The sequence below is a fragment of the Actinomadura sp. NPDC048021 genome (assembly GCF_040653135.1).
Taxonomy (GTDB): Bacteria; Actinomycetota; Actinomycetes; order Streptosporangiales; family Streptosporangiaceae; genus Spirillospora; species Spirillospora verrucosospora.
In genome coordinates this window covers 191,171-217,590 of the sequence record NZ_JBEZJQ010000014.1, presented here as the reverse complement: position 1 = coordinate 217,590, position 26,420 = coordinate 191,171, and the positions used below count along the sequence as shown (strand labels likewise).

Here is a 26,420-nt window from a genome sequence, read left to right as displayed (position 1 = left end):
GCCGAGTGGCTTGAACACACTGAACGTTCAGAGTGAGTCGCTGCGAGAGATGTTCGCGTCCCTGTGTGGTTCCCAGAAAACAACTGGGTTCCCGTAGACTTTGTTTGATAATTGGATACCGAGCCGATTGGCTTGGACGTTGATTTGCCCACCCTGCGGGTGGTGCGTTGAGACGTTCGGTGGTTTTGGCGAGGGGGAAACACCCGGTCCCATCCCGAACCCGGAAGTTAAGCCCTTCAGCGCCGATGGTACTGCATGGGAGACCGTGTGGGAGAGTAGGACGCCGCCGGACACATATTGTAGAAAGGCCCCGCCGTTACCGGCGGGGCCTTTCTCATTTCGTGCCTGCTTCCCAGGGCCTTTTTCGCATTGCCCGGCCGCTATGCCGGAGGGACACTCCGTCCGCCTGTGAGGGCGGCCAGTGCCGGGTGGGCGCGTCCAGGCGCGATGGTGGTGATGTCGTAGAGCGCGACGCCGGCCTTCACGAAGGGGTCTTCGGCGGCGATCTTCTCCGCCTCCTGCCGGTCGACGCCGGCGACGATGATGAGGCCACCCTCCGACGAGGGAACAGTCTGGCCGGACAGCAGGAACGTGCCCGCGCCATGATGCCGTTCGAGAAACGCCACATGGGCGGCGACATGGGGTTCGGCGTCCTCCTCCGACCTCGTGTACTCCAGGCGCAGCAGATGCAGCATCGTATGCTCCCCGATGGTCGTCCGATCTCCGGACAAGTCTGCCAGTGGGCGGCACGGTCACCGGTCGTTCGTCGATGCGGTAGCGGCGATCGTGTAGGCGAGCCCGGCGCCTATGATCGGCAGATGCCCCTAGGCCACCTTGGCGTAAATGTCCGCGACCTCGGCCAAGCCAAGGCGTACTACGACGAGTTGATGCCCCTGGTCGGCTTCGAAACCTTCTTCGCCACCGAGGAGGAGTTCTCCTACCGCCCGGCGGGCGGCAAGCCAGGCACGTACCTGTTCTTCTATCCGGCATTGGAGGACGGTGACTACTCGCGCCACCGTCCGGGTCTCCAGCACCTCGCTTTCATGGTGAAGACTCGGGAGGAGGTCGACCGTCTGCATGAATGGGCGGTCAAGCGGGGCGCGAACGTGCTCTACGAGCCCCAGGAGTTCCCGCAGTACGGCCCCACCTACTACGCCACCTTCTGGGAAGGTCACGACGGCGTCACTTTGGAGATCGTCTGCCACCGTTAGGCTGCGCGTTTGGCGATCGCCTGGACTGAGCGGTTCGTCAGCCAGGCTTGACTGGCACCGGCAGAACCAGGGACGCCTTCGACCAGATCGATGCGGGCTTTGAGGCGTGGCGGGCCGGCGCTCAGACCCTCGGGCCCGCCGCCTCCGCCCGGCCAGCGGCCCCGCTGAACCCCCGTACGAGGACCTTCCGCGCATCGCGGCGGTCCTCACCTCGGTGGGCCCCAGTCGGCGGCGAGACCCGCTGTGGGCGGTCTCCCTTGGACCGTGCGCTGTCCGAGGATCAGCGGCCGAGCGCCTGGTCGAGCGTGGTGGCCCACTGGTGCAGCAGGCGGGTGCGGCGTGCCGAGTCGTCGGTGAGCAGGTCGGCCAAGCCGAGGCCGCGGACCAGGTCGAGGGTCGCCTGAACCGTCTCCCGGACGCCGGGGACCGACTCGTCCGCGCCCAGCGCCTCCACGGTGAGGCGGTGCGCCTCGCGCCCGACCCGCGCCTCCAGGGGGACGACCTGCGCGCGGAGCTGCTCGTCCGAACTGGCCGCGACCCACAGCTGGAGCGCGGCGCGGAAGAGTGGGGTCGTGTACATCTCGCCGAGGAGCGTGACGACGTCCAGCGTGGAGGGACGGCGGTCGGCGAGCGCGTCGAGGCGCTCGCGCATCTGCGCCATCCGCACGTCCGAGCCGTACTCGACCGCCGCCGTCACCAGTTCCTCGCGGGTGGGGAAGTGGTGCTGGGCGGCGCCGCGGGAGACGCCCGCGCGCTCGGCGACCACCGCCACCGTCGTGCCCGCCCAGCCCACGGAGGCGAGGCAGCCGATGGCGGCCTCCAGGAGGCGCCGCCGCGTGGCACGGCTGCGGTCCTGCTGCGGTTCGCGGGGGAGTGCCTGGGCGGTCATGGAGTCCTCGAAGTCGGTGGCCTCCAGTCAACCAAACGATCAGGCGGAGAAACAATCATGCGTGATTGATTTTTTAGAGGCGGGCTGGCAGGGTTCTGGCCATGAGCCAACCGCTGCGGGTCGGGAACGCCTCGGGCTTCTACGGCGACCGCTTCTCCGCGGTGCGGGAGATGCTGGAGGGCGGGCCGCTGGACGTCCTCACCGGCGACTACCTGGCCGAGCTGACGATGCTGATCCTCGGGCGCGGGAAGATGAAGGACCCGGACGCCGGGTACGCCGCGACGTTCCTGCGGCAGATGGAGGAGTCCCTCGGCCTGGCCGCGGAGCGCGGCACCACGATCGTCGCGAACGCCGGCGGGCTCAACCCGCGGGGGCTGGCGGCCCGGCTGCGCGAGCTGGCCGCCCGGCTCGGGATCGACGTGCGGATCGCCCATGTGGAGGGCGACGACCTGCTGCCCCGGGCGGATGAGCTCGGCCTGGCGGACGCCCGCCGCGGGCGGCCGCTCACCGCCAACGCCTACCTGGGCGCCTGGGGGATCGCCGAGTGCCTGCGGGCCGGCGCGGACGTGGTGGTGACCGGACGCGTCACCGACGCGTCCCTGGTCGTGGGCCCGGCCGCCGCGCACTTCGGCTGGGCGCGCGACGACTGGGACGCGCTCGCGGGCGCGACGGTCGCCGGGCACGTCCTGGAGTGCGGCGCGCAGGCGACCGGCGGCAACTACGCCTTCTTCCAAGAAATCTACAATGTAAAGGCGCCGGGCTTTCCGATCGCCGAGATCCATCCCGACGGGTCCAGCGTGATCACCAAGCACGACGGGACGGGCGGCGCCGTCACGGTCGAGACCGTCACGGCCCAGCTCCTGTACGAGATCGGCGCGCCCGCCTACGCCGGCCCGGACGTGACGACGCGGTTCGACACGATCGCCCCGGCGCAGGACGGGCCCGACCGGGTGCGGATCAGCGGCGTCCGGGGCCTTCCGCCGCCGCCGACCACCAAGGTGTGCCTGAACCACCTGGGCGGGCACCGCAACGAGATGACCTTCGTCCTCACCGGCCTGGACATCGAGGCCAAGGCCGAGCTCGTAAAGGCGCAACTGGAGGCCGCCTTCACGAAGGGCCGGCCGTCTCGCGTCGAATGGACGCTCATCGGCGCCCCCGGGCCGGACCCGGCCACGCAGGGGGAGGCCACCGCCCTGCTCCGCTGCGCCGTCCTCGACCCGGACCCGGAGAAGGTCGGCCGCGCGTTCAGCGGCGCCGTCGTGGAACTCGCCCTCGCCGGCTATCCGGGCTTCACCATGACCTCCCCGCCGGGAAAGGGCGGCCCTTACGGCGTCTACACGCCCGCCTACGTCCCGAACGAGGCCGTCGAGCATGTCGCGGTGACCCACGAGGGCGAGCGCATCGCCATCGCCGCGGCTCCGCACGTGCGCGACCTCGAAGCCCCCGCCGAGGCCCCGCCCGCCGGAGGCGTCCCACCGGGAGCCGCCGTCCGGGCGCCGCTCGGCCGTGTCGCCGGGGCGCGGAGCGGAGACAAGGGCGGGGACGCCAACATCGGCGTGTGGGCCCGCACCGACGCGCAGTGGCGCTGGCTGGAGCCCTTCCTGACCACGGAAAGGCTCCGCGAGCTGCTGCCGGAGACCCGCGAGCACACCGTCCGCCGGCATGTGCTGCCCAACCTCCGTGCGGTGAACTTCGTGGTCGAAGGGCTGCTGCAGGAGGGCGTGTCCGCCTCGACCCGGTTCGACCCTCAGGGCAAGGCCCTGGGGGAGTGGCTGCGGTCCCGCCTCGTCGACATCCCGGAGGCAGTTCTGTGACCCTCAAGAGCACCCTGGACGCGCGGAGCCCGGAGTTCCGGGAGCGCCGCGCGGCCATGCTGGAGAAGCTGGCGGCCCTGGACGCCGAGCACGCCAAGGCCCTGGAAGGAGGCGGCCGCAAGTACGTCGAGCGGCACCGCGGGCGCGGCAAGCTCCTCGCCCGCGAGCGCATCGAGCTGCTGCTCGACCCCGACTCGCCGTTCCTCGAACTGAGCCCCCTCGCCGCGTGGGGGAGCGACTTCCCGGTCGGCGCGAGCGTCGTCACCGGCATCGGCGTCGTCGAGGGCGTCGAGTGCATGATCGTGGCGAACGACCCGACGGTGCGGGGCGGGGCCAGCAACCCGTGGACGGTGAAGAAGAGCTTCCGGGCGTCCGACATCGCGCTGGAGAACCGGCTGCCCGTCATCAACCTGGTCGAGTCGGGCGGCGCGGACCTGCCGACGCAGAAGGAGATCTTCATCCCGGGCGGCCGCATGTTCCGCGACCTCACCCGGCTGTCGGCCGCGGGGATCCCCACGATCGCGCTCGTGTTCGGCAACTCCACGGCGGGCGGCGCCTACATCCCGGGCATGTGCGACCACGTCGTCATGGTCAGGGAGCGCGCGAAGGTGTTCCTCGGCGGGCCGCCGCTGGTGAAGATGGCGACCGGCGAGGAGGCCGACGACGAGGAGCTCGGCGGCGCCGAGATGCACGCGCGCGCCTCCGGGCTCGCCGACTACATGGCGGCGGACGAGGAGGACGCGCTGCGCCTCGGACGCCGGATCGTCGCGAACCTCAACCACCGCAAGCTCGGACCCGCGCCGGGCCCGGTCGAGGAGCCGCTCTACGACGCCGAGGAACTGGCCGGGATCGTCCCCGAGGACCTGAAGGTCCCCTTCGATCCGCGCGAGGTCATCGCGCGGATCGCCGACGGGTCGCGGTTCGACGAGTTCAAGCCGCTGTACGGGACGAGCCTGGTCACCGGCTGGACGCGCGTCCACGGCTACCCGATCGGGATCCTCGCGAACGCGCAGGGCGTGCTGTTCGGGGACGAGGCGCAGAAGGCGGCGCAGTTCATCCAGCTCGCGAACCAGCGCGACACCCCGCTGCTGTTCTTGCACAACACGACCGGCTACATGGTCGGCAGGGAGTACGAGCAGGCCGGGATCATCAAGCACGGCGCCCTGATGATCAACGCGGTGGCCAACAGCAGGGTCCCGCACATCTCGATCATCATGGGCGCCTCGTACGGGGCGGGCAACTACGGCATGTGCGGCCGCGCGTACGACCCGCGGTTCCTGTTCGCCTGGCCGAGCGCCAAGTCGGCGGTGATGGGGCCGCAGCAGCTCGCGGGCGTCCTGTCCATCGTGGCGCGCCAGGCGGCGCAGGCGCGCGGGCAGGCCTACGACGAGGACCAGGACCGCGCGATGCGGGAGATGGTCGAGGCGCAGATCGAGGCCGAGTCGCTGCCGTTCTTCCTGTCCGGGCGGCTCTACGACGACGGGGTGATCGATCCCCGCGACACCCGGACCGTCCTCGGCCTGTGCCTGTCCGTCGTCCACAACGCCCCCGTGCGCGGCGCCGAGGGCTTCGGCGTCTTCCGGATGTGAGTGTCGAACAATGATCAAAAGAGTGCTGGTCGCCAACCGCGGCGAGATCGCCCGCCGCGTCCTGCGCGCCTGCCGGGACCTCGGCGTCGGGACGGTCGCCGTCCACTCCGACCCCGACGCCGCCGCGCCGCACGTCCGGGAGGCGGACGTGGCCGGGCGGCTGCCCGGCGCGTCCCCGTCGGAGACCTACCTGTCGGTGGAGCGGCTCCTCGCCGTGGCGGAGCGCGCCGGGGCCGACGCCGTCCACCCGGGCTACGGGTTCCTGTCGGAGAACGCGGACTTCGCGCGGGCGGTCGTCGACGCCGGCCTGACCTGGATCGGCCCGCCTCCCGAGGCGATCGCCGCGATGGGCTCCAAGATCGAGGCCAAGAAGCTGATGGCCGCGGCGGGCGTCCCGGTGCTGCCCGAGCTCGACCCCGTCCGGGTCGGCGACGCGGACCTGCCGCTGCTGGTCAAGGCGTCCGCGGGCGGCGGCGGGCGCGGCATGCGCGTCGTCAGGACGCTCGAGGAGCTGGAGAGCGCCGTCGCGGGGGCGCGCAGGGAGGCGGAGTCGGCGTTCGGCGACCCGACCGTGTTCTGCGAGCCGCTGCTGGAGGACGCCCGCCACATCGAGGTGCAGATCCTCGCCGACGCGCACGGGACGGTCTGGACGCTCGGCGAGCGCGAGTGCTCCATCCAGCGCCGCCACCAGAAGATCATCGAGGAGGCGCCGTCCCCGGCGGTCGGTCCCGAGCTGCGCGCGCGGCTGTGCGGGGCGGCGGCGAGCGCGGCGCGCGCCATCGGGTACACCGGCGCGGGCACGGTCGAGTTCATGCTGGCGCGCGACGGAGGCTTCTCCTTCCTGGAGGTCAACACCCGGCTCCAGGTCGAGCACCCGGTCACCGAGTGCGTGTACGGGGTGGACCTCGTCCGGCTGCAGATCGAGGTCGCCGAGGGCGCCCGCCTTCCGGCCGCGCCGCCGGAGGCGCGCGGTCACGCCATCGAGGTGCGCCTCTACGCCGAGGACCCCGCGCACGACTGGCGGCCCGCCAGCGGCACGCTGCACACCTTCGAGGTGCCGGGGGCGGACGCCGAGTTCGCCGTGCCGGCGGCGTACGGGCTGCGGCTCGACAGCGGCGTGGAGAGCGGCGCCGAGGTCGGCGTCCACTACGACCCGATGCTCGCCAAGGTGATCGCGTGGGCGCCGTCCCGGGCCGCCGCCGCGCGCCGGCTGGCGGCGGCGCTGCGCGGCGCCCGCATCCACGGCCTCACCACCAACCGCGACCTGCTCGTCCGGATCCTGGAGGAGCCGGGGTTCCTGGACGGCGCCACCGACACCGGCTACCTCGACCGCGTCGGCCTGGACACCCTGGCCGCGCCCCTCGCGGACGAGGCCGCGGTCCGGATGTGCGCGCTGGCCGCCGCGCTCGCCCAGGCGGCCGCGAGCCGGGAGGGCGCCGCGGTGCTCGGCGGCCTCCCGTCGGGCTGGCGCAACGTGCGGTCCCAGCCGCAGCGCAGGACGTTCCAGGGGCCCGGCGGCCCGGTGGACGTCGACTACCGGCTGGACAGGGACGGTCTGACCTCCGAGCTGTGCCCGGGCACGTCGCTGGTGTCCGCCGCTCCGGACCGCGTCGTCCTCGACCGCGACGGCCTCCGCGAGGCCTTCGCCGTGACCGCCGCCGGGGACGCGGTGCACGTCGACTCGCGCCTCGGCCCGGTCGCCCTCGTCGCCGTTCCGCGGTTCGCCGACCCGAGCGGCCGGATCGCCCCGGGCTCCCTCCTGGCCCCCATGCCCGGCACCGTCGTCCGCGTCGAGACCGAACCGGGCGCGGACGTCGCCGAAGGGCAGACCCTCGTCGTCCTGGAGGCGATGAAGATGGAGCACCGCATCGCCGCGCCGTCCGCCGGGACCGTCGCCGAACTGAACGTCACCGCGGGGCAGCAGGTCGAGTCCGGCGCCGTCCTCGCCGTCATCGAAGGGACCCCCGAATGAGCTTCGTCGAGACCGAGGAGCGGCGGGCCCTGCGCGCCGCGGTCGCCGAACTGGGCGGCGAGTACGGCTCCTCCTACTACGTGGAGAAGGCCAGATCCGGACAGAAGACCGACGAGCTGTGGGCCGAGGCCGGGCGCCTCGGCTACCTCGGCGTCAACGTGCCGGAGGAGTACGGCGGCGGAGGCGGAGGCATCGGCGACCTCGCCGCCGTGTGCGAGGAGCTGGCGGCCGCGGGCTGCCCGCTGCTGCTCATGGTCGTCTCCCCGGCGATCTGCGCGACGATCATCGCCCGGTCCGGCACCGAGGACCAGAGGAAGCACTGGCTGCCGCGCTTCGCCGACGGTTCGGTGAAGATGGCGTTCGCGATCACCGAGCCCGACGCCGGCTCCAACGCGCACCGCATCACCACCACGGCGCGCCGCGACGGCGACGGGTGGGTGCTGAACGGGCAGAAGACGTTCATCTCCGGCGTGGACGAGTCGGACGCCGTGCTGTTCGTCTCCCGCACGCAGGACCAGAAGGGCAACCTGCGGCCGTCGCTGTTCATCGTCCCGACCACCGCGCCCGGGTTCACCTTCACCCCGATCGACATGGAGATCGTGTCGCCGGAGAAGCAGTTCGTCTGCCACCTCGACGACGTCCGGCTGCCCTACGACGCGCTCGTCGGCGACGAGGACGGCGGCCTGCTGCAGCTGTTCGCCGGCCTCAACCCCGAGCGCATCATGGCCGCCGCGATGGGCGCCGGGATCGGCCGCCTCGCGCTCGGCAAGGCGACCGCCTACGCCGCGTCGCGGCAGGTGTTCAGAACGCCGATCGGCGCGCACCAGGGCATCGCGCACCCGCTCGCCGCCGCCAAGATCGAGCTGGAGCTGGCCCGGCTGATGGGGCAGAAGGCCGCGTGGCTCTACGACGAGGGCGACGACGCCGGCGCCTGCGAGGCGGCGAACATGGCCAAGTACGCCACCGCCGAGGCCGCGATCCACTGCGTCGACCAGGCCATCCAGACCCACGGCGGCAACGGCCTCACCACCGAGTACGGCGTCGGGATGCTCGCCGGCGTCGTCCGGCTCATGCGCATCGCCCCGGTCAGCCGCGAGATGATCCTCAACTACGTCGCACAGCACTCCCTGGGGCTGCCCAAGTCCTACTGACCGCTTCGGTGGCGGCGGCGGGGCCGGGCGGCCTAGACTCCTGCCGTTCCCGCGCTTTGATCAAAAATGAAGATCGCGACCTGAGGGACTCACGTGTACGGTCCGCCACCCGTTCCGCCGCCCGCCGCCGAGCCCGTCCCGCACGCGCCGCCGCCTCCCGCCGCGGCCCCGCGCGGCCGCCGCCTGGCGGCCTGGAGCATCGACACCGCCCTGCTCGCCTGCGCCGCGGGCCTCCTCGGCACGATGACGTGGGGACGGCTGAACGGACTCCTCGGGGACGGGCTCTGGGGCGACGCCCTGTCCGCGGCGGGCGGGCTCCTGCTGTCCGGCGGCGACGTCCGGCAGGCCGCCGAGAACTTCGGGACGAGCATCTGGAACACGGCCGTCAGCGCCGTCGAGCAGGCGCTGCTCCTGCTCATCCTGATCGAGTTCCTGCACCAGTTCGCGGGGCAGGCCTTCGCCGGCCGGACCGTCGGCAAGGCCGTGCTCGACCTGCGCGTGGAGAACGCCAGGTCCGCCAAGTCCCGGGCGCTGCGCCGGTCCCTGGTGACCACGGCGGGCGGCACCGGCCTGTACTGCACCGCGTGGATCCTCCTCCTGCACGGGCTCTTCTTCCTGTCCCTCGTCACCTGGCTGGTCGCCGTCGCGGTGTTCCTGGCCAACAGCGCGCCGACCCTCGTCGGCGCCCGCCGCCGGGGCCTCGCCGACCTGCTGGCGGGGACGTCCCTCGTCCGCGCGGACGGCTACCGCCGCGCGGCCCAGGCCGCGCGGCAGGGCGCCGTCATCGCCTGGGACGGCACGCAGGCGGCGGGCCAGGTCGCGGGGCAGGCTGTTCGTGAGAACGCCGCCCGCCTCGCCCAGGCCGAATCGATGCAGCGCGCCCTGCAGTCCGAGCGCGCCCGGCAGATGCAGGATCTGGGCCGGAGGTCCGCCGCCCGGATGCAGGACGCGGTGCAGAGCGAACGGGCGCAGCAGGTCGGCCAGGCGGGCAAGCGCGTCGGGGGCCGGCTCCGGAACGCCTACCAGGATCGCCGGTCCGCCCGGCGGCAGCCGCTGCCCCCGCAGCCGGAGCAGCCCGCCCTCCCGCCGCCCGCGCCCCACTACGACCCCTACGCGCAGCCCGGCCCCTACGCGCAGCCCGGGTACGGCCAGCCCGGGTACGGCCAGCCGGGGCAGCACGAGCCGCCGCAGCAGTACATGCCGCCGCCCCAGCAGTAGTCGCCCGGGATTCGGAACCGTCGAAGTCCTACTGAATCACCCCACCTCGACCTTTGCTCACTCTTAGTAGTCATTACGTTACATAGAGCATGTGTCGGGGACGATCGCAACGCAAGTACCGGATGCCGGAGCGAAAGGGATGATCATGAAGAGGTGTCTTGCGGTTCTGGTTCTCGCCGCCGGGACGACGATGGCCGGGATGACCGGCCTGTCCGCGACGGCGTCGGCCGCCACGGCGTCCGGCGAGCCGATGAAGGGCCACGACCACCACTGCTGCTGTGAGCACAACGTCAACAAGAACATCAACATCAACATCAACGGCTGACGCGACGGCCGTTCCCGCCCGGCGGTCCTTCCGGCGGGCGGCCATCTGGCGGAGACCGCACGGTCTCCGCCAGATCGTCACTCCGCCGCTTCACTCCGCCAGGGCGTCCAGTTGCGCCTCCAGCGGCACGGGCGCGCCGAGGCGGTTGTCCACGGCCGTGTGGGGCACCGGAGGCGGCGTCCCCGGCAGCATCCGGGCGACGAACGCGTCGAACGCCGCCAGCTTGCCGGCGTCGCGGGGCGAGCCCCGCCGCTCCAGCCGGTGCCGGAGGGTCGCGGCGTCCGTCCGGATCCAGACCAGCCTCACCGGCGGCCCGCCGAGGGACGCCACCCACGCGCTCCAGCGCGCCGCGTCCCGGATGTGGCCGGTGAACGGGCCGCTCAGCAGCACCGGGCAGCCGTGCGACCGGATCTCCCGCGCGGTGGCGGTCATCCCCGCGTACTCGTGCGGCTTGACGTGTTCGTCGTACCAGGGGCCCTCGCGCTCGCCCGGATCGCGGGAGAAGGTCGCGAGGGTCGCCTCCACGAACGGCCCGAACATCGTGTCCTTGTCCAGCAGCGCCGGGACGGGGCGCAGCCGCCGCAGCAGCAGGTCCGAGACCGTGGTCTTGCCGGAGCCGGGCGGCCCCGCCACCACCCAGGCCGGGGCGGGCGTCACGTCGACAGGCGCAGCCGGCGGGTCGCCAGCCGCTCGATGCGCGCCTCGTCGATCTCGTGGCCGAGGCCCGGCTGCGTGAGCGGGACGCCGACGACGCCGCCGGACGAGCGCACCGGCGGCGTCACGAACACCGGGCCGCCTGCCGGGTCGGACACGTCGCTCGGCAGCGTGCACCCCGGCAGGGCCGCGAGCGCCACCGCGGCGGCCTGCCCGATGCCGAACGCGCCGCAGCCGCTGCACCACACGTCCCATCCCGCCGCGTAGGCGAGGTCGTGGGCGCTGCGGGCCGCGGTCAGCCCGCCGAGCCGGTCGAGGCGCAGGTGCAGCGCACGGCCCGCCTCCAGCGACAGGGCCGCGTCCAGCGTCTCCAGATCGCCCACGTCCGGGGCCACGGCGGTGCCCACCCGCGCCTGGAGCCGGGCGTGCGCGGCGAGGTCGCCGCCGGCGAAGGGGCGCTCGATCGCCGCCAGGCCGTAGGCGTCCAGCGCCTCCAGCGCCGCCAGGTGCTCCGGCGACTCGGTATAGGCGTGTCCCGCGTCGGCGACGAGCGCCAGGGCCGGGTACGCCTGCCGGATCGCGCGGACGGGCTCGATGTCCCACCCCGGCCTGACGTCCAGCGTGACGCGGGTGTGGCCCGCTCCAACGGCCCTGTTGACCCGGGCCGTGACGGTGTCGATCGCCGGCTCGGGGGTGATCCGCGCGCCTGTGACGATCGAGGTGCGGGTGCCGCCGAGCGCGTGCGCGAGCGGCAGCCCGCGGGTCCGGCACCACAGGTCCCAGCAGGCCGTGTCGACGGCCGCCGCGGCCTCCCGCGCGCCGAGGTCGGCGGCGGCGGACACGTCCTCGGGGCGGTCCCAGTCGAGCCCGATCAGGGCCGGCCCCATGCGCGTCTCGATGTCCGCCCATGCCGCGCCGGGGTCCCCGGCTCCGTCCCGGACGGCCATCTCGCCCCAGCCGACGGCGTCGTCGCCGGCCAGGCGGACGAGGACGCTCTCCGGCCGCCGCCCGCGCGGCATCGCCACGCGGAAGGCGTCGCAGCCGTGGATCCGAGGCACCGCACCAGCCCTTCGAAGTAGGGGTCGTTCCTCAATGATCCCTCCTCCCCGGACCAGGAAGGACAATCCACGCGGGTCAGGACCGCCGCGGCGGGACGGGCGCCGGCCGCGGGCCGGGCCGTCCGGTCACGGGCAGCTGCTCTCCAGCGACACCGGCTTGGAGCTCGGCTTGGCCGGCTCGCCGCCGTCCTGCCCGTCGGGCGAGGCGGTGGGCGAAGCCGTCGGCGAGGCCGTGGGCGTGCCGCTCGGCTTGGCGCTGACCTGGCGCGGCTCGCTGTTGACGGCGTCGGCCGCCAGGGTGCGGATCTTCTCGAAGTCCGGGTTCCCCGTGTAGATCAGCGGCGGGACGAACTGCAGGCTCCTGATCTGCGCGCCGTTCTTGACCCGGTTCGACAGCTTCATCAGCGCGGGCAGCAGTTCCTGCGGGATGTCGGTCGACAGCGTCCGCTTGGCCGCCGCGGCGAGCTTGTCGAAGCTGGTGAGCACGGTCTGCGGGTCGGCCTGCTCGGCGATCGCCCGCATCAGGCACTTCTGCCGGCTCATCCGCACGTAGTCGCTGCTGTTGGTGCGGGACCGCCCGTACCAGAGGGCCTCCTTGCCCTTCAGCGTCCGGTAGCCGGGCTGCAGGACGCCCCCCTGCAGGCCGTACGGGATCGGCTCGGTGATCTTGAGCTTGACGCCGCCCATGGCGTCGACGATGTCGGCGAAGCCGAACATGTCGACGAGGATGTAGTAGTCCACGCGCAGGCCGAGGACTCCGGCGACGGTGGCCTTCAGCAGCTCGGGGCCGCGGCGCTTCTTGGCGACGCCGGGCACCACGTCGGGGTGGTTCTCGGCGTACTCGTAGACCTCGTTGAGCAGGCCCGGGTTCTGCGGGCCGTCACCGGTGAAGCCGTAGGGGAACCGGTCGCGGGCCGGGCCGGGCGGCATCGGGAACCGCTCCAGGTTCCGCGGCAGGCTCAGCAGCACCGTGTCGCCCGTCTTGGTGTCGACGCTGGCGAGGGTCACGCTGTCGGTGCGCACGCCGGTGCGGTCGGCGGCGGAGTCGCCGCCGAGCAGCAGGATGTTGACGCGCGGCTGGCCGTTGAACGGGTCCGCGGTGTCGACCGGCTTGCCGTTCTCGCTTCCGGTGCGGAAGATGCTGGTCAGCGCGTCGCGGTACACGTAGGTGCTGTGCGCCGACCACGCCACCGGCACCGCGACGGCGGCGCACATCACCGCGACGGCGGCCGCGCCGAGCGTCCGGGCGCCCGCGGCGAGGCGGGTCGGGCGCAGCAGCAGGTAGGAGCGGACGACGACGAGGATCCACAGCACGCCGAGCGCGATGATCGCGGCGGAGGTCCGCTGCAGCACCGCGGGCTGGACGGCGTAGTGCACCAGATCGGAGCGGTAGAACGTGGCGGCGCCCGCGAGGGCGGCGACGATCGCCACGTACAGCGCGAGCAGTATCCCGCCGGCGATCCGGCGGCCCGTGACGAAATGCGCGACGCCCCAGACCAGGGCGGACGCGAGCGTCAGTGCCAGCGCGCGGGGGAGGCCCCCGGCTCCGCCGGAGGCACCCTCATCGTCCCTGTTCCGGGCACGCCCACTTGGCGACCGACCCATGTACGCTCCGATTCCCACCCACAGTGAATTAAGCCTCGGCTCACATTATGGACGCGTCGAACCGGGCAAAGGTTGCGTAAGAGTCGATCGCATGCGAGCGGGTGTGGCCTTTGGTGCAGATCGTCAGGATAGTGAATCCGCCGCCGTTCGGGGACCCGTACGGATGATCACGTAGTGGGCAGGGCGCCAGCGCGTGGGCGGCCGTCAGCGGCGGGACGATCACCAGCAGGCACAGGACCGCCACCGTCGTGCCGCCCGCGAGCCGCCACAGCGGCGACAGCCCGGCCGGGAGCAGCACCGCGTAGGAATGGACGATCAGCCCCGCCCACAGGGCCGCGACGACCACGCAGCCGGCCGTCAGCGCCGCCAGCCACGCGGGCCTCGCCGCCGCGTGCAGCAGGAGCGGGCGGCCGTGCCCGGCGGCGAGGGCCGCCGCGGTCAGCGCCAGCGCCTGGACGGTCAGCAGCGCCGCGCCGAGCCGGACGCGCCCGGCCCGCAGGTGCGCGATGCCCGGCAGGGCGGGGGAGACCGCGGCGATCACCAGCGCCTCGGCCAGCTCCCGCAGCGCCGCCTCCCGCGCCCGGCGCCCCCGCTCGCGGTCCCGGGCCGCCGGGCCCCGCCCCTCCTGCGGCAGCGGCCGCGCCCCGGCTCCGACCGACCCGCCGTCGACCATGCTGCGCCCCCTCCAGGGACGGAGACCCCTCTCCGTTCCTGACGTAAGAGAGTGCAGGTCAGCGAGCTGATCGGGGCGCGAAGGCGGCGGCGTGTCGCGAAATGCGGGGACGCCCGGCGATCCGCGGGGGCGCCCTTTACCAGCTGCTGGACAGCGGCTTGCCCTCGGCGTAGCCGGACGGGCTCTGGATCCCGACCACGGCGCGCTCGTGGAACTCCTCCAGGGTCCGCGCGCCCGCGTAGGTGCACGAGCTGCGCAGCCCCGCCACGATCGAGTCGATCAGGTCCTCGACGCCGGGCCGCTGCGGGTCCAGGAACATCCGGGAGGTGGAGATGCCCTCCTCGAACAGGGCCTTGCGGGCCCGGTCGAAGGGGGAGTCCTCGGCGGTGCGCAGCCGCACCGCCCGGGCGGAGGCCATGCCGAAGCTCTCCTTGTAGAGCCGCCCGTCGGCGGCCCGCTGCAGGTCGCCCGGCGACTCGTAGGTGCCGGCGAACCACGAGCCCACCATCACGTTCGCGGCGCCCGCGGCGAGTGCCAGCGCGACGTCGCGCGGGTGCCGGACGCCGCCGTCCGCCCACACGTGGCGGCCGAGCCGGCGCGCCTCGGCGGCGCACTCCAGCACCGCGGAGAACTGCGGGCGGCCGACGCCCGTCATCATCCGGGTGGTGCACATCGCGCCGGGGCCGACGCCGACCTTGACGATGTCGGCGCCCGCCTCGATCAGCTCGCGGGTGCCCTCGGCGGTCACCACGTTCCCGGCGACGACCGGGACGGCGGGGTCCAGCGCCCGGACCGCGGCGAGCGCGCTGATCATCTTGTCCTGGTGGCCGTGCGCGGTGTCGACGACGATCAGGTCGGCGCCCGCCTCCAGCAGCGCCTTGGCCTTGCCGGCGACGTCGCCGTTCACGCCCACCGCCGCGGCGACGCGCAGCCGGCCGGCGGCGTCCACGGCCGGCCGGTAGAGCGTGGCGCGCAGCGCGCCGGTGCGGGTGAGGACGCCGGCGAGGCGGCCCTCGGCGTCCACGACGGGGGCGAGCCGGTGGCCGCGCTCGTGCAGCCGGTTGAACGCCTCCCGCGGGTCGACGCCGGCGGGCAGCGTGACCAGGTCGCGGGACATGATGTCGCGGAGCTGGGCGAACCGGTCCACGCCCATGCAGTCGGCCTCGGTGACGACGCCCACCGGACGGTCGTCCTCGACGACGATCACGGCGTTGTGCGCCCGTTTCGGCAGCAGCGCCAGCGCGTCGCCGGCCGTGCTGGAGGGGTCCAGCCGGATCGCGGTGTCCACCACCAGGTCGCGACCCTTGACCCACTCGATGACCTCGGCGACGACGTCGACCGGGATGTCCTGGGGGAGGACCGCGACGCCGCCGCGCCGGGCGGCGGTCTCGGCCATCCGGCGGCCGGACACGGCCGTCATGTTGGCCACCACGAGCGGGATGGTGGTCCCGCTGCCGTCCGAGGTGGCCAGGTCGACCTCCAGGCGCGACCCGACGGAGGAGCGGCGGGGGACCATGAAGACGTCGTTGTAGGTGAGATCGTGAGCGGAACGCTCATCGTTCAGCAGGCGCACGGCAGTACTACACACCAATCGCGTTCGCAGTGGCTGGGCCACCGTACATTCTCGGCGATACCCGGCCGTGCTCCCGCCGAGGCCGGCGGCCGGACGCCCCGGACCGCCCCGGACCGCGGGCAAAGCCCGTGACCAGGGGTGATGACACTGTGTCCCGGGAGGGCGTCGAGTGTCGTCTCAGCCCGTCTTCCCCCCTCCTTGCAGGGATAACGAAAGTGGGCCCGTGCACCTGATGCAAAACGGTGCAACGTGAGGCTTGGCTCTCTGTAAAGTTACCTCTTGACGTAACTGCGCCCCCGATGCACTTTTCTTACATGTGCCTCGCGCGGACGGCGGATCCGCCGTAGGGGGTGGGTCAGAAGAACACCGGGAGAAGCGCATGCAGGTCACGCACGTCGTCCCGGTCGGCCATGCCCGCCCGCGCCGCCGGCCGCCCCGACCGGGCCGCGATCGCCGGAGCGGCCACGGCCGTCCGGCGCGTCCACCGCCCGGGCGGCGTCGCGCCGTGCGAGCGGCGCGGGCTCGGCAGCGTTGCGCTTTCGTACCGGTTTCTGCGGCATTTAAAACGTCGCCGCCCGGAACCGGTCACCGACGCTTCGACGGCCATCGGGCAGGGCGAACACGAGCAAGATCAATATTTGACGTCATACCGTCCTGAAATGGAATGATCTTGCAGTTGCTGGCAAAACGATTCATCACATGTCGAGGAGGAGAGCCGTGCTGGATGCGGTCGACGCCGTGCTCGTCCGCGAGCTCCAGCGGGATGGCAGGGCGACGTTCCAGGCGCTGGCCGATCGCGTCGGGCTTTCCCGCACGGCGGTGCGGGCACGGGTGCAGCACCTTCTCGAAACCCAGGTCGTCCGCGTCGTCGGCATCGTGCACGCCGCCGTCGTCGGCGCGGAGGCGATCGGGCACGTGTCGGTCACCGTGGCCGGCTCGGCGAGGGAGGTGGCCGAGACCGTCGCCGAGCGCGCCGCGGTCAGCTTCACCGCGCTGACCGCGGGCCCGTACGACCTGGTCGCCCAGGTGCGCACCCGCGACGACGCCGCGCTCGCGGCCGAGGTGGACCACATCAGGTCCGTCGCCGGCGTCCGCGCGGCCGAGGTGTTCCGGTCGGTGTCCACCGTGCGCGACACGCACGCGGTGGTGCGCGAGCTCGGCGAGGTCACCCTCGACGACATCGACTGGCGGCTGCTGCACGAGCTGCAGCGCGACGGCCGCGCCCCCTACACCCGGCTCGCGCACGTCATCGGCCTCTCGCAGGCCGCCACCCGGGCCCGGGTGGTCAGGCTCATGCGCACCGGCGTCATCCAGGTGACCGGCCTCGCCGACCCCCTGGCGCTCGGCGCCGCGGAGCTCGGCGGGTTCGGGCTGGTGGTGACGGGCGGGCTCCGCAAGGTCGCCGACGCGGTCGCCGCCCAGGACGGCGTCCGCTACCTGGCGACCGGCTTCGGCCGCTACGACATCGTCGGGCAGGTCGAAGCGGCCTCGCGCGCCGAGCTGGTGGCCGTGTTCGACGCCATCCGGTCGGTGTCCGGGGTGACGGTACGGGAGTCCTGGCACCACCTCGACGTGGTGAAGGAGTCCTACGCCGTCCAACTGCCCGAGCAGCCCCTCAACGGGGCGGTCTGAGCGCGGCCCTCGGCCCGGCCACGGCGCGACCGTGGCCGGGCCGAGGGCCCCCGCTAGTCGCGGCTGAGGGCGACCTCCTCCAGGTCCAGCTCGTGCATGACGCGGGCCAGGACCTCGTCGTCGATGCGGCGCTCGTCCCGCATCCGCACGAAGACCCGGCGCTCGGCCATCAGCATCTCCCGCCGCAGGCGCCGGTACGTCGCCGTCGGCACCTCCTCGCCCTCCGGGCCCGTCCCGCCCCCGAGCCGCTCCCAGGCGCGCAGCTGCCGGTGCTCGGCGAGCTGCCGCAGCCGCTCCACGACCGACGCGTCGAGCCGCTCCTCGGCGTTCAGCTCCTCCAGCCGCTCCAGCGCGGCCTGCGCGGCGGCGTGCTGCGCGCCCGCCAGAGCGACGGTGTCGGCGTAGCGCTCCCGGTCCCCGCCGATGCCGAGCGCGCGGATCAGCGCGGGGAACGTCAGCCCCTGCACCAGCAGCGTCCCGAGGACGGTGGTGAACGTCAGGAACAGGATCAGGTCGCGCCCCGGGAACGGCGTGTCGCCCGAGGCGACGAACGGGATCGCGAACGCGGCGGCGAGCGAGACCACCCCGCGCATCCCGGCCCACGACACCACGACCAGGCCGCGCCAGCCCACGCTCGGCACCGCCCGCTCCCGCCGCGACAGCAGCCGCGGGACCTGCGAGGCGGGGAACACCCACACGAACCGGGCCGCGACCGTGACGGCGAACACCGCGGTCGACCACCAGGCCAGCTCCTGCCAGCTCCGTCCCGACATCTCGTGGACGATCGGGGGCAGCTGCAGGCCGATGAGCAGGAAGACCACCGACTCCAGGAGGAAGACCATGACCTTCCAGAAGGAGTGCCCGATCAGGCGGGTCACCGCCGCGGACTGGGTCTCCCGGTTGCCCAGGTACAGGCCGCTGACCACCACGGCGATCACTCCGGAGGCGTGCGCGGTCTCGGCGAGGAGGTAGGCGGCGAAGGGGGCCACCAGCGCGACGCCGTTCTCGACCAGCGGATCGTTCAGCCGGGTCCGCAGCCAGTGCAGCGGCGGCCCGAGCATCAGCCCGACCGCCGCGCCCACGACGGCGGCGAACAGGAAGCGTCCGACGCCGTCCAGGAGGGTGAACCCGGCGCCCGTCGCCGCGATCAGCGCCACCCGGAACGCGGTCAGGGCCGTCGCGTCGTTGAACAGGCTCTCCCCGACGAGGACCGTGACCGTCCGGCGGGGCAGGCCGAGGCGCTGCGCGATGCTCACCGCGGCCACCGCGTCCGGCGGCGCCACGATCGCGCCGAGCACGAACGCCGCCGCCAGCGGCAGGTCGGGAACGATCAGATGCGCCACGTAGCCCACGGCGAAGGTCGTGAACAGCACCAGCCCCACCGACAGCAGGCCGATGGACCAGACGTTCTGCCGAAGGTTGGTGAACGAGCTGTTCCACGCCGCGGAGAACAGCAGCGGCGGCAGGAACACGAACAGCACGAACTCGGGTTCGAGCTCGAATTCCGGGACCCCCGGGACGAAGGAGAAGGCGAGCCCCGCGATCACCAGGACCAGCGGCGCCGACAGGCCGAGGCGCCGCGCGGCCGCGGCCACCATCAGGGCGCCGACCGGTACGGCCAGCAGCCAGAGTGCGTGCGTCGTTCCCACCGCCGAATCATGGCATGACCGGGTGGTACCGGCGTCGCGCGGGCGGCCCGGCCGGACCGGGAGGAACCGGGCCGGGGCGCGGTCAGCGGGCCTGGTCGTCGCGGTGCGGCGCCTGCTTGGCGAAGGTCAGGAAGTCGCGGGCGGCGGGCGGCAGCCGGCGGTGCGCGTGCACGAGGCCGATCATGCGGGTGAGCGGCGGCATGAAGGAGCGGACCGTCACCCCTTCGGTGTCGTCGATCTGGTTGCGGTACCAGAGTAAGGAGCCCCGCCCGGCGCGGACCCAGCCGAGCCACGCGCCGCGCTCGTCGGACTCCACCGCGGCGACCGGCCGCGCGCCGATCCGCCGCAGCATCGTGTCGATCTCCGCGCGGCGGGCGCCGCCGCGGGCGGGCAGGACGAGCCGCATGCCGTCCAGCGCGGCGGGCGGCACCGGTTCGCGGACCTTCAGCGCGCGCGGGGAGATCAGCACCACCTCGCGCTGCTCGAACGGGTGCGCGGTCATGTCGCCGGGGACGGGGAGGTCGGTCAGCGCCAGGTCGGCGCGGCCCCCGCGCAGCACCGCCGCGATCTGGTCGCGGTCCGCGCAGCGCACCACCCGGACCCGCACGGCGGGCTGGTCGCGCGCGAAGCGGGGGATGAGGCCGCCGGTCAGCTCCGGCTCCAGCGACGCGGTGACCGCGATGCGCAGCTCCGCGCCGCGCCCGTCGGCGCGCGTGACCGCCAGTCCCTCGATCGCGTCGACGGCGTCCAGGGCGACCCGGGCCTGCCGGACGACCTGCTCCCCGGCGGGCGTGAGGACGACCCCGCGCCCGGACCGCGCGAACAGCTCCAGGCCGAGCTCGCGCTCCAGTTCGCGTACCGCCCGCGACAGCGCGGGCTGGGCCACGTAGAGGGCTTGGGCCGCCGACGTCATCGTGCCATGGTCGGCGGTCGCCACGACATAGCGCAGCTGCCGCAGATTCATGCACTGACCGTATGCCAACGAACCGCTCCGGTCCTGGACATAGCCGGATTAGGACCGGGAATCAGCGGACCGGTCCGGCGATCAGCCCCCGGGTCCGGGCGGGGTGCTCCCGGCGCGCCCGGCCGGGACGGTCTCCGGCTCGGGCTGCAGCTGCGGCGCGCCCACCCCGCACTGGCGCCGGCATTCCGGCTGGACCGGTTCCCCGGACGGCGTCCGCAGCGCGTCGTCGCCGACGGTGAGGAAGGACAGCACGGCCCCCGCCGCCAGGAGACCGGCGCATGTGATCATCGCCAGCCGGTACCCGTGCGAGAAGTCCACCGGGTTCTTGAAGGCGTCGCCCGTCAGCCCCGCCAGGGGCGGGATCGCCGCCACCGCCAGCAGGCCGGCGGCCCGCGCCACCGCGTTGTTGACGCCGCTGGCCACCCCCGCGTGGCGGACGTCGGCGGTCGCCAGGACCGTGGCGGTCAGCGGCGCGACCACCGCCGCCAGCCCCAGCCCGAACACCACCACGGCCGGCAGGACGTCCCGGACGTAGGAGGCGTCCGCGCCGATCCGGCCCACCAGGAGCATCCCGAGGGCCGCCACGACCAGGCCGACGGTCATCGGCAGCCGAGGGCCGATCTTCTGCGCGAGCGCGCCCGCTCGGGCCGACAGCAGCAGCATCAGCACGGTGACCGGCAGCAGCGCCGTCCCGGCCGCGATGGGCGAGAACCCGGTGACGACCTGGAGGTTCAGGACGAACAGGAAGAACATCACGCCCATCCCGCCGTACATGATGAACGTGACGACGTTGACGGCTGAGAACTGCCGCGAGGAGAACACGTCCAGCGGCAGCATCGGCTGTGGCGCCTCGCGGTCCGCCCGTCTGCGCGGCCGCCCGCGGAGACGTTCGAGCAGCACGAACGCGACGGCCGCCGCCAGCCCGGCGATCGCGGCGGCGGCGATGACCGGCGGGGACGCGCCCCCGCCGGGCGCCTCCGTCAGCGCGTACGTCGTCCCCGCCAGGGCCAGCGCCGCCAGGGCCGCGCCGAGCACGTCGAAGCGCCCGTGGGCCTGCGGGTCGACGCTCTCGGGGACGTGCCGGACCGCGACCAGCACCACGACGGCGGCGAGCGGAACGTTCAGCAGGAACACCCACCGCCATCCGGCCGCCTCCACGAGCCAGCCGCCCAGGAACGGGCCGATCGCGCCGGCGACGCCGCCGAGGCCCGACCAGGCGCCGACCGCGCGGGGGCGGTCGTCGGCCGTGAACGACGCCTGGATGATCGCCAGCGAGCCCGGGGTGAGCAGCGCTCCGCCCACGCCCTGCAGCGCCCGCGCCATGACCAGCGTCTCGACGTTCGGCGCCACGCCGCACAGCACCGAGGCGACCGCGAACCACACCGTGCCGATGAGGAAGATCCGGCGGCGTCCGAACCGGTCCCCGAGGGAGCCGCCCAGCAGGATGAAGCCCGCGAGCGTGAGCGTGTAGGCGTTCACCGTCCACTGGAGCCCGGCCATGTCGGCGTTCAGGTCGCGGGCCAGCCTGGGCAGCGCCACGTTCACGACGGTGGAGTCGAGGAACGCCACGCTCGATCCGAGCACCGTCGCCAGCAGGATCCAGCGTCCCGGCCCGGTGCCCAGCCGGACGTCCGGCATCAGACGATCAGTTCGTCGACGAAGCACCAGCGCCAGTCCTCGCCCGGCTCGAACGAGCGGACGATCGGGTGCCCCTCCTTGTGGAAGTGCCCGCTGGCGTGCCGCATGGGCGAGGAATCGCAGCATCCGACATGGCCGCAGCTCAGGCAGAGCCGCAGGTGGACCCAGCGTGTTCCCTCTCTGAGGCAGTCCTCGCATCCCTGGGGTGTGTTCGGGGACGGATCCTCGATCGGAAGGGACTGCACGTGCTCACAGGTGGCCATACCTGAATCGTGCCACGGCCGTGGTAACCGGATTACCAATGGTCGGGGCTGAACGGCTCGTCCTCGGGGCGCGCGGACCGCGACAGCAGCCGCAGGTCCGACTCGACCATCATGGTCACCAGCCCCTCGAAGGTCACCTCGGGCTCCCAGCCGAGCTGCTCGCGGGCCTTCTTCGGGTCGGCGCACAGCAGGTCGACCTCGGCCGGACGCGTGTACTTGGCGTCCAGGACGACGTGGTCCTGCCAGTCCAGGCCCGCGGTGCGGAAGGCGAACTCCACCAGCTCGCGCACCGACTGGGTCTGGCCCGTCCCGATGACGTAGTCCTCCGGGGAGTCCTGCGCCAGCATCATCCGCATCGCTCGGGCGTAGTCGCCCGCGTAGCCCCAGTCGCGGCGGGCCTCCAGGTTGCCGAGACGCAGCTCGGTCGCCAGGCCCAGCTTGATGCGAGCGGCGCCCAGCGACACCTTCCGCGTGACGAACTCCGCGCCCCGGCGCGGCGACTCGTGGTTGAACAGGATCCCGCTCACCGCGAACATGCCGTAGGACTCGCGGTAGTTCTGCGTGATGTAGTGGCCGTAGCTCTTCGCCACCCCGTAGGGGCTGCGCGGGTGGAACGGGGTCTTCTCGTTCTGCGGCGTCTCGCGCACCATCCCGAACATCTCCGAGGACGACGCCTGGTAGAAGCGGATCTGCCCGTCGCCCGGCGTGCGGGACGGGCTGATCCCCGACACCACCCGGATGGCCTCCAGCATGCGCAGCACGCCCATCCCGGTGACCTCGGCGGTCAGCTCCGCCTGCTGCCACGACATCGGCACGTAGGAGATCGCGCCCAGGTTGTAGACCTCGTCGGGCCGGACCCGCTCCACCGCCGAGATCAGGCTGCCCTGGTCCAGCAGGTCCCCGGTGGTGATCTGCACGTCGCCGATGTGCTTGCGGAGCCGCGACACATGGGGGTTCGCCTGCCCCCGCACCAGGCCCCAGACCTCGTATCCCAGCTCAAGCAGATGCTCGGCCAGATACGAGCCGTCCTGTCCGGTGATGCCGGTGATGAGTGCTCGCCTGGACAGCGGATCCTCCATGGCTGAAATAGGTCCGACGCGGGCCCGCCGCGGGCCCAAACCCGCCGCGAGCGTGATTTATGAGGTTACCGACCAGGCCACGTCCATGACGAGGGAGGGCACCGTTTGAACCGAATTCCCTTCTGGTTCGCCCGCCCCCGGCCGCCCGGTACTGGTCACAGCGTCCAACAAGGACGCCGTCGGCAGACTCTAGGCCACCCCGCGGACAAGCCCGGAGCCGCCACCGTGGCCGCGCCTGGACGGTTGCGATCGCGTCCGAAGGCAGTTTCGAGCCTGCGAGAAACCGATCGCGCAGCGAGCCTCTGGGCGAGCCGGAGCGATGCAGTGATCGCCCGCAGTGTTCTGGTGTCGGGCGCCCCCAGGCGCCCGGCGCCAGAACACTGCGATCAGACCGCGCGCTGGCGGGCGCGGTAGGCGGCGACGTGCATGCGGTTGCCGCAGGTGCGGCTGTCGCAGTACCGGCGGCAGCGGTTGCGGGACAGGTCCACCAGGACGCGCGAGCAGTCCGGGGCCTCGCAGGTGCGCAGCCGGTCCAGTTCGCCCGCGGCGACCACGTAGGCGAGCGCCATGCCGCAGTCGGCGGCCAGGTGCTCGCCGAGAGGCGCGCCCGGCGCGAAGAAGTGCACGTGCCAGTGGTAGCCGTCGTGGTCGGTCAGATGCGGCGTGGTGCGGACCTCGCCGACGATCTCGTTGATCCGCCGGACGGCGGAGGGGACGTCCCCGGAGCGGAACACCGCGTGGAAGCGGCTTCGCAGCTCCAGCACGCGGGCCAGGTCGGCGGCGGTGAGCTCGCCCACGTCGCTGAAGGCGTTGCGGTCCACGAACTCCCGCAGCCCGGGCAGCCCGCCGAGCTCCTCCGCACCGGACGCCGCCGCGCTCGTGTTGATCAGGTCGACGACGACGGCGAGCGCGTGCTCGGTGTCATGAGTGAAGATCACGATGACTCCAGTCTCGGGGGACCCGGGCGGTCGGGCGCCCGGCGTCGTCGCCGGGGCCGGGACGCGGCCCGTGGCCCCCACCCTATGACGGGAACCGCGCACGTCGGCGCCCACCCCGCCAGGACACGCTGGCGCCCACGGCGCCGGCATCCGAACGGAACGTTCCATCCCGTGGCCGGCCCCCGCGACTACCCCGCCGCTTTCCGGCAAGGACCATCGCCGTGGAGGAGGACCGGCTCTTCGTCGTCTTCCTGGCCGTCGCCGTCGTGGTCCTGCTGGCTCGCGGGCTGGCCGGGCGGCTGCGCGTGCCGGACGCCATCGTGCTCGTCCTGCTCGGCCTGGCGGCCGGGTTCGTGCCGGCGCTGCCCGCGGTCGTCGTCCCGCCCGAGGTGGTGCTGCTCGGGTTCCTGCCGCCGCTGCTCTACCACGCGGCGTTCTTCACCGCCCCGCGCGAGGCCCGCGCCGATGCCGTGCCCATCTTCGCGCTGGCCTTCGGCCTGACCACCGTCACGACCGTCGCGGTGGCCGCGACGCTGCACGTCCTGCTGCCGGACGTCGGCTGGACCGCCGCGCTGGCGTTCGGCGCCGCGGTGTCGCCCACCGACCCGGTGGCGGCGACGGCGGTGATGCAGCGGCTGGGCGCGCCGCCGCGGATGGTCACCATCCTGGAGGGCGAGAGCCTGATCAACGACGGCGCCGCGCTGACGATCTTCGGTCTGGCGGTCGAGGCGCTCGGCACCGACTTCACCGTGGCGCACGGTGCGGCCCGGGTGGCCCAGATCGTGCTCGGCGGCGTGGCCTACGGGCTGTTCGTCGGCGTCGTCATCCGCCGGATCCGGCGCTGGATCAGCGATCCCGTCAGCCAGATCATCGTCTCCCTCGTCACGCCCTACGTCGCCTTCATCCCCGCGGACCGGTTCGGAGCGTCCGGAGTGCTCGCGACGGTCGTCGCGGGGTTCTCCATCGGCACGCACGGGGAGGGTTTCCTGCAGCCCGCCTCGCGCCTGGCCGGCACCACCTTCTGGCGGATCCTCACCTTCCTGCTGGAGTCGGCGCTGTTCGTCCTGCTCGGCCTGGAGATCCGGGAGATCGTGCGCGCCCCGGGCGGCCGGACCTGGGGGACGGTGGTGGCGGTCGCGCTCGCGGTGTCGGCCGTGGCCATCGGCGTCCGGCTGCTCTGGCAGCTCGGCAACGGGCCGCTCGCCCGGCTGGTGCCCGGCGGCCGGCGCAGCCAGGCCGACCTCGGCCTGCGGGAGCGGCTCGTCATCGGCCTCGGCGGCATGCGCGGAGCGATCTCACTGGCCATCGCGCTGTCGCTGCCCATCGGCCTCGGCGGCGAGCGCGGGCTGCTGGTCCTGCTCGCCGCGCTCGTCGTGCTGGTCACGCTGGTCGGGCAGGCGCCGCTCCTGCCGCTCCTGCTGCGCCGGCTCGGGCTGATCGAGCCGGAACGGCGGCGCACGGAGTCGATGCTCGCCCGCAAGGCGGGGCTCCAGGCGGCCCTGGCCCGGCTGGACGAGCTCGCCGAGGAGGGCGAGGTCGACGACCAGACGGCCGAGGCCTTCCGGCAGATGCTCGAACTGCGCCTCGAACGCGTCCGGTACTTCCTGGACCGGGAGGGCGCCGAGGGGCCACGCCCGCCGGACAGCAGCCGCGTCCGCACCGAGCTGGTCATGGCGCAGCGCGCCAGGCTCCAGGCGCTCTACCGCAAGGGCCGGATCGGCGCCGAGACGCTCCGCGAGATCGGGCGGGAGCTCGACTTCGAGGACCCCGTGGCGGTGAGGCGGCCGCCCTCCTGAACCCGGTCCCGCCGCCGTGGCCGGGGCGTCAGCGCTCGTAGTGGGGGTCGGCGACGACGGGGTAGTAGGCGTCGGTGTGCTGGATGCGCATCGTGACGGCCGAGCCGTCCAGGGCGTAGTCGGCCTTCACCTGGCGGAACATCGAGTCGCTCGCCCACGGGTTGTAGAGCCGCCCCACCGTGGCGCCGTACCGCAGGTGCACGACGTCGTAGCCGCCGGACGGCATCGACTCCAGCGCGAGCCCGTCGGCGAGGGAGATCGCGAACCGGAACTCCGTGGGCGCGTCGGGGCCGTGGATCACCGTGAGCAGGCGCACCCCGCCGGCCGTCGTCTGCGCGACGATGTCGGTGTCGACGTCCACTCCGACGAAGACCCGCAGGCTCGGGCGCAGCACCTGGGCGACGGTGTCGGCCGCGGCGACGTCGATCCCGAGGTGGATCCGCTGCCCGTCCCGGGTCGGCACCCACACTCCGTCACGGGCGCGCTGTCCCCAGGCGACGTCGGGGTTCTCCATCTCCTGGGGCTCGTTCTTGCCTCGCGCGACCAGAATCCTGGAAGCGGCGCTCATCGCCGCGGCAGCCCCGTCCCGTGCATGCCTCATGGCGGGCCCCCTCGCCTTCTTCCATCACCGCGTGACTTCGCGCTCGTCCTGGGTTTACCACGGGCGGGGCGGACAGGACCCCCGATGGTCTGTCGCCGGTCGATTCGCGACGTTCGCCCCGTGCGTCG

General features: G+C 73.1%; 24 protein-coding genes and 1 rRNA gene. 10 read left to right on the top strand and 15 right to left on the bottom strand.

What is annotated here, in order from left to right:
- Positions 1 to 175: 175 nt before the first annotated feature.
- Positions 176 to 292, top strand: a 5S ribosomal RNA gene (rrf, locus tag AB0C87_RS24165).
- An 88-nt stretch (positions 293 to 380) separates the two neighbouring features.
- Here rrf and AB0C87_RS24160 read toward each other — a convergent pair.
- Positions 381 to 695: a YciI family protein gene (locus AB0C87_RS24160; RefSeq protein WP_345176353.1), complete on the bottom strand. Its 315-nt coding sequence runs from the start codon at positions 693 to 695 to the stop codon at positions 381 to 383.
- Positions 696 to 818: 123 nt separating this feature from the next.
- Here AB0C87_RS24160 and AB0C87_RS24155 point away from each other — a divergent pair, with 123 nt between their 5' ends.
- The gene (locus tag AB0C87_RS24155; RefSeq protein WP_360579584.1) at positions 819 to 1,211 is read left to right on the top strand and encodes a VOC family protein; all 393 of its coding nucleotides are present in this window, start codon (positions 819 to 821) and stop codon (positions 1,209 to 1,211) included.
- Between the two features lie 280 nt (positions 1,212 to 1,491).
- On the opposite strand, the gene AB0C87_RS24150 is transcribed toward AB0C87_RS24155, so the two are convergent.
- Complete coding sequence (locus AB0C87_RS24150; protein ID WP_345176371.1) at positions 1,492 to 2,100, bottom strand: TetR/AcrR family transcriptional regulator; 609 nt, start codon at positions 2,098 to 2,100, stop codon at positions 1,492 to 1,494.
- Positions 2,101 to 2,201: 101 nt separating this feature from the next.
- Between AB0C87_RS24150 and AB0C87_RS24145 the strand changes: the two genes are divergently transcribed.
- The 6 genes from AB0C87_RS24145 (at position 2,202) to AB0C87_RS24120 (ending at position 10,169) form a co-directional block, all read left to right on the top strand.
- Positions 2,202 to 3,914, top strand: a complete 1,713-nt coding sequence (locus AB0C87_RS24145; RefSeq protein WP_360579582.1) for an acyclic terpene utilization AtuA family protein — start codon at positions 2,202 to 2,204, stop codon at positions 3,912 to 3,914.
- 56 nt (positions 3,915 to 3,970) lie between these two features.
- The gene (locus tag AB0C87_RS24140; protein ID WP_345176368.1) at positions 3,971 to 5,503 is read left to right on the top strand and encodes a carboxyl transferase domain-containing protein; all 1,533 of its coding nucleotides are present in this window, start codon (positions 3,971 to 3,973) and stop codon (positions 5,501 to 5,503) included.
- 10 nt (positions 5,504 to 5,513) lie between these two features.
- The gene (locus tag AB0C87_RS24135; RefSeq protein WP_360579581.1) at positions 5,514 to 7,475 is read left to right on the top strand and encodes a biotin carboxylase N-terminal domain-containing protein; all 1,962 of its coding nucleotides are present in this window, start codon (positions 5,514 to 5,516) and stop codon (positions 7,473 to 7,475) included.
- A complete protein-coding gene (locus AB0C87_RS24130) occupies positions 7,472 to 8,626 on the top strand; it encodes an acyl-CoA dehydrogenase (RefSeq protein ID WP_360579579.1) in 1,155 nt (384 codons plus the stop codon). Before AB0C87_RS24135 ends, AB0C87_RS24130 begins: the two co-directional genes overlap by 4 nt.
- Positions 8,627 to 8,719: 93 nt before the next feature.
- Positions 8,720 to 9,844 (top strand): RDD family protein, encoded by a 1,125-nt coding sequence (locus tag AB0C87_RS24125; RefSeq protein WP_360579577.1) that lies wholly within the window; start codon positions 8,720 to 8,722, stop codon positions 9,842 to 9,844.
- Between the two features lie 145 nt (positions 9,845 to 9,989).
- Positions 9,990 to 10,169 (top strand): hypothetical protein, encoded by a 180-nt coding sequence (locus AB0C87_RS24120; protein WP_345176340.1) that lies wholly within the window; start codon positions 9,990 to 9,992, stop codon positions 10,167 to 10,169.
- 90 nt (positions 10,170 to 10,259) lie between these two features.
- Here the strand turns inward: AB0C87_RS24120 and AB0C87_RS24115 are convergent, their stop codons facing one another.
- From AB0C87_RS24115 to AB0C87_RS24090, 6 genes are all read right to left on the bottom strand, one after another.
- A complete protein-coding gene (locus AB0C87_RS24115) occupies positions 10,260 to 10,826 on the bottom strand; it encodes an AAA family ATPase (protein ID WP_353834997.1) in 567 nt (188 codons plus the stop codon).
- A complete protein-coding gene (locus tag AB0C87_RS24110) occupies positions 10,823 to 11,881 on the bottom strand; it encodes an enolase C-terminal domain-like protein (RefSeq protein ID WP_360361900.1) in 1,059 nt (352 codons plus the stop codon). The genes AB0C87_RS24115 and AB0C87_RS24110 overlap by 4 nt, the downstream gene beginning before the upstream one ends.
- Before the next feature lie 126 nt (positions 11,882 to 12,007).
- Positions 12,008 to 13,486, bottom strand: a complete 1,479-nt coding sequence (locus AB0C87_RS24105) for an LCP family protein (protein ID WP_345176333.1) — start codon at positions 13,484 to 13,486, stop codon at positions 12,008 to 12,010.
- A 40-nt stretch (positions 13,487 to 13,526) separates the two neighbouring features.
- Complete coding sequence (locus AB0C87_RS24100; RefSeq protein ID WP_353834999.1) at positions 13,527 to 14,159, bottom strand: hypothetical protein; 633 nt, start codon at positions 14,157 to 14,159, stop codon at positions 13,527 to 13,529.
- A 136-nt stretch (positions 14,160 to 14,295) separates the two neighbouring features.
- On the bottom strand, positions 14,296 to 15,732 hold the full coding sequence (locus AB0C87_RS24095; protein ID WP_345176327.1) for a GuaB1 family IMP dehydrogenase-related protein: 1,437 nt from the start codon (positions 15,730 to 15,732) through the stop codon (positions 14,296 to 14,298).
- 355 nt (positions 15,733 to 16,087) lie between these two features.
- Positions 16,088 to 16,339: a hypothetical protein gene (locus AB0C87_RS24090; protein WP_345176325.1), complete on the bottom strand. Its 252-nt coding sequence runs from the start codon at positions 16,337 to 16,339 to the stop codon at positions 16,088 to 16,090.
- A gap of 110 nt (positions 16,340 to 16,449) precedes the next feature.
- Between AB0C87_RS24090 and AB0C87_RS24085 the strand changes: the two genes are divergently transcribed.
- The gene (locus tag AB0C87_RS24085; RefSeq protein ID WP_185024146.1) at positions 16,450 to 17,364 is read left to right on the top strand and encodes an Lrp/AsnC family transcriptional regulator; all 915 of its coding nucleotides are present in this window, start codon (positions 16,450 to 16,452) and stop codon (positions 17,362 to 17,364) included.
- Positions 17,365 to 17,417: 53 nt separating this feature from the next.
- On the opposite strand, the gene AB0C87_RS24080 is transcribed toward AB0C87_RS24085, so the two are convergent.
- The 6 genes from AB0C87_RS24080 to AB0C87_RS24055 all read right to left on the bottom strand — a co-directional run bounded on the left by AB0C87_RS24080 (position 17,418) and on the right by AB0C87_RS24055 (position 23,895).
- On the bottom strand, positions 17,418 to 19,013 hold the full coding sequence (locus AB0C87_RS24080) for a Na+/H+ antiporter (protein WP_353835000.1): 1,596 nt from the start codon (positions 19,011 to 19,013) through the stop codon (positions 17,418 to 17,420).
- A gap of 82 nt (positions 19,014 to 19,095) precedes the next feature.
- The gene (locus tag AB0C87_RS24075; RefSeq protein ID WP_345176319.1) at positions 19,096 to 19,977 is read right to left on the bottom strand and encodes a LysR family transcriptional regulator; all 882 of its coding nucleotides are present in this window, start codon (positions 19,975 to 19,977) and stop codon (positions 19,096 to 19,098) included.
- A gap of 81 nt (positions 19,978 to 20,058) precedes the next feature.
- Entirely contained in the window at positions 20,059 to 21,615 is a 1,557-nt protein-coding gene (locus AB0C87_RS24070) for an MFS transporter (RefSeq protein WP_345176317.1), read from the bottom strand.
- The gene (locus AB0C87_RS24065) at positions 21,615 to 21,878 is read right to left on the bottom strand and encodes a UBP-type zinc finger domain-containing protein (RefSeq protein WP_345176315.1); all 264 of its coding nucleotides are present in this window, start codon (positions 21,876 to 21,878) and stop codon (positions 21,615 to 21,617) included. Before AB0C87_RS24065 ends, AB0C87_RS24070 begins: the two co-directional genes overlap by 1 nt.
- Positions 21,879 to 21,910: 32 nt before the next feature.
- On the bottom strand, positions 21,911 to 22,945 hold the full coding sequence (locus tag AB0C87_RS24060) for a GDP-mannose 4,6-dehydratase (protein ID WP_345176365.1): 1,035 nt from the start codon (positions 22,943 to 22,945) through the stop codon (positions 21,911 to 21,913).
- A 398-nt stretch (positions 22,946 to 23,343) separates the two neighbouring features.
- Positions 23,344 to 23,895, bottom strand: a complete 552-nt coding sequence (locus AB0C87_RS24055; protein WP_345176313.1) for a CGNR zinc finger domain-containing protein — start codon at positions 23,893 to 23,895, stop codon at positions 23,344 to 23,346.
- 221 nt (positions 23,896 to 24,116) lie between these two features.
- Here AB0C87_RS24055 and AB0C87_RS24050 point away from each other — a divergent pair, with 221 nt between their 5' ends.
- Positions 24,117 to 25,691, top strand: coding sequence for a Na+/H+ antiporter (locus AB0C87_RS24050; protein ID WP_360579573.1), 1,575 nt, complete (start codon positions 24,117 to 24,119; stop codon positions 25,689 to 25,691).
- A 28-nt stretch (positions 25,692 to 25,719) separates the two neighbouring features.
- On the opposite strand, the gene AB0C87_RS24045 is transcribed toward AB0C87_RS24050, so the two are convergent.
- Positions 25,720 to 26,292, bottom strand: coding sequence for a hypothetical protein (locus AB0C87_RS24045; RefSeq protein WP_345176309.1), 573 nt, complete (start codon positions 26,290 to 26,292; stop codon positions 25,720 to 25,722).
- Positions 26,293 to 26,420 lie beyond the last annotated feature (128 nt).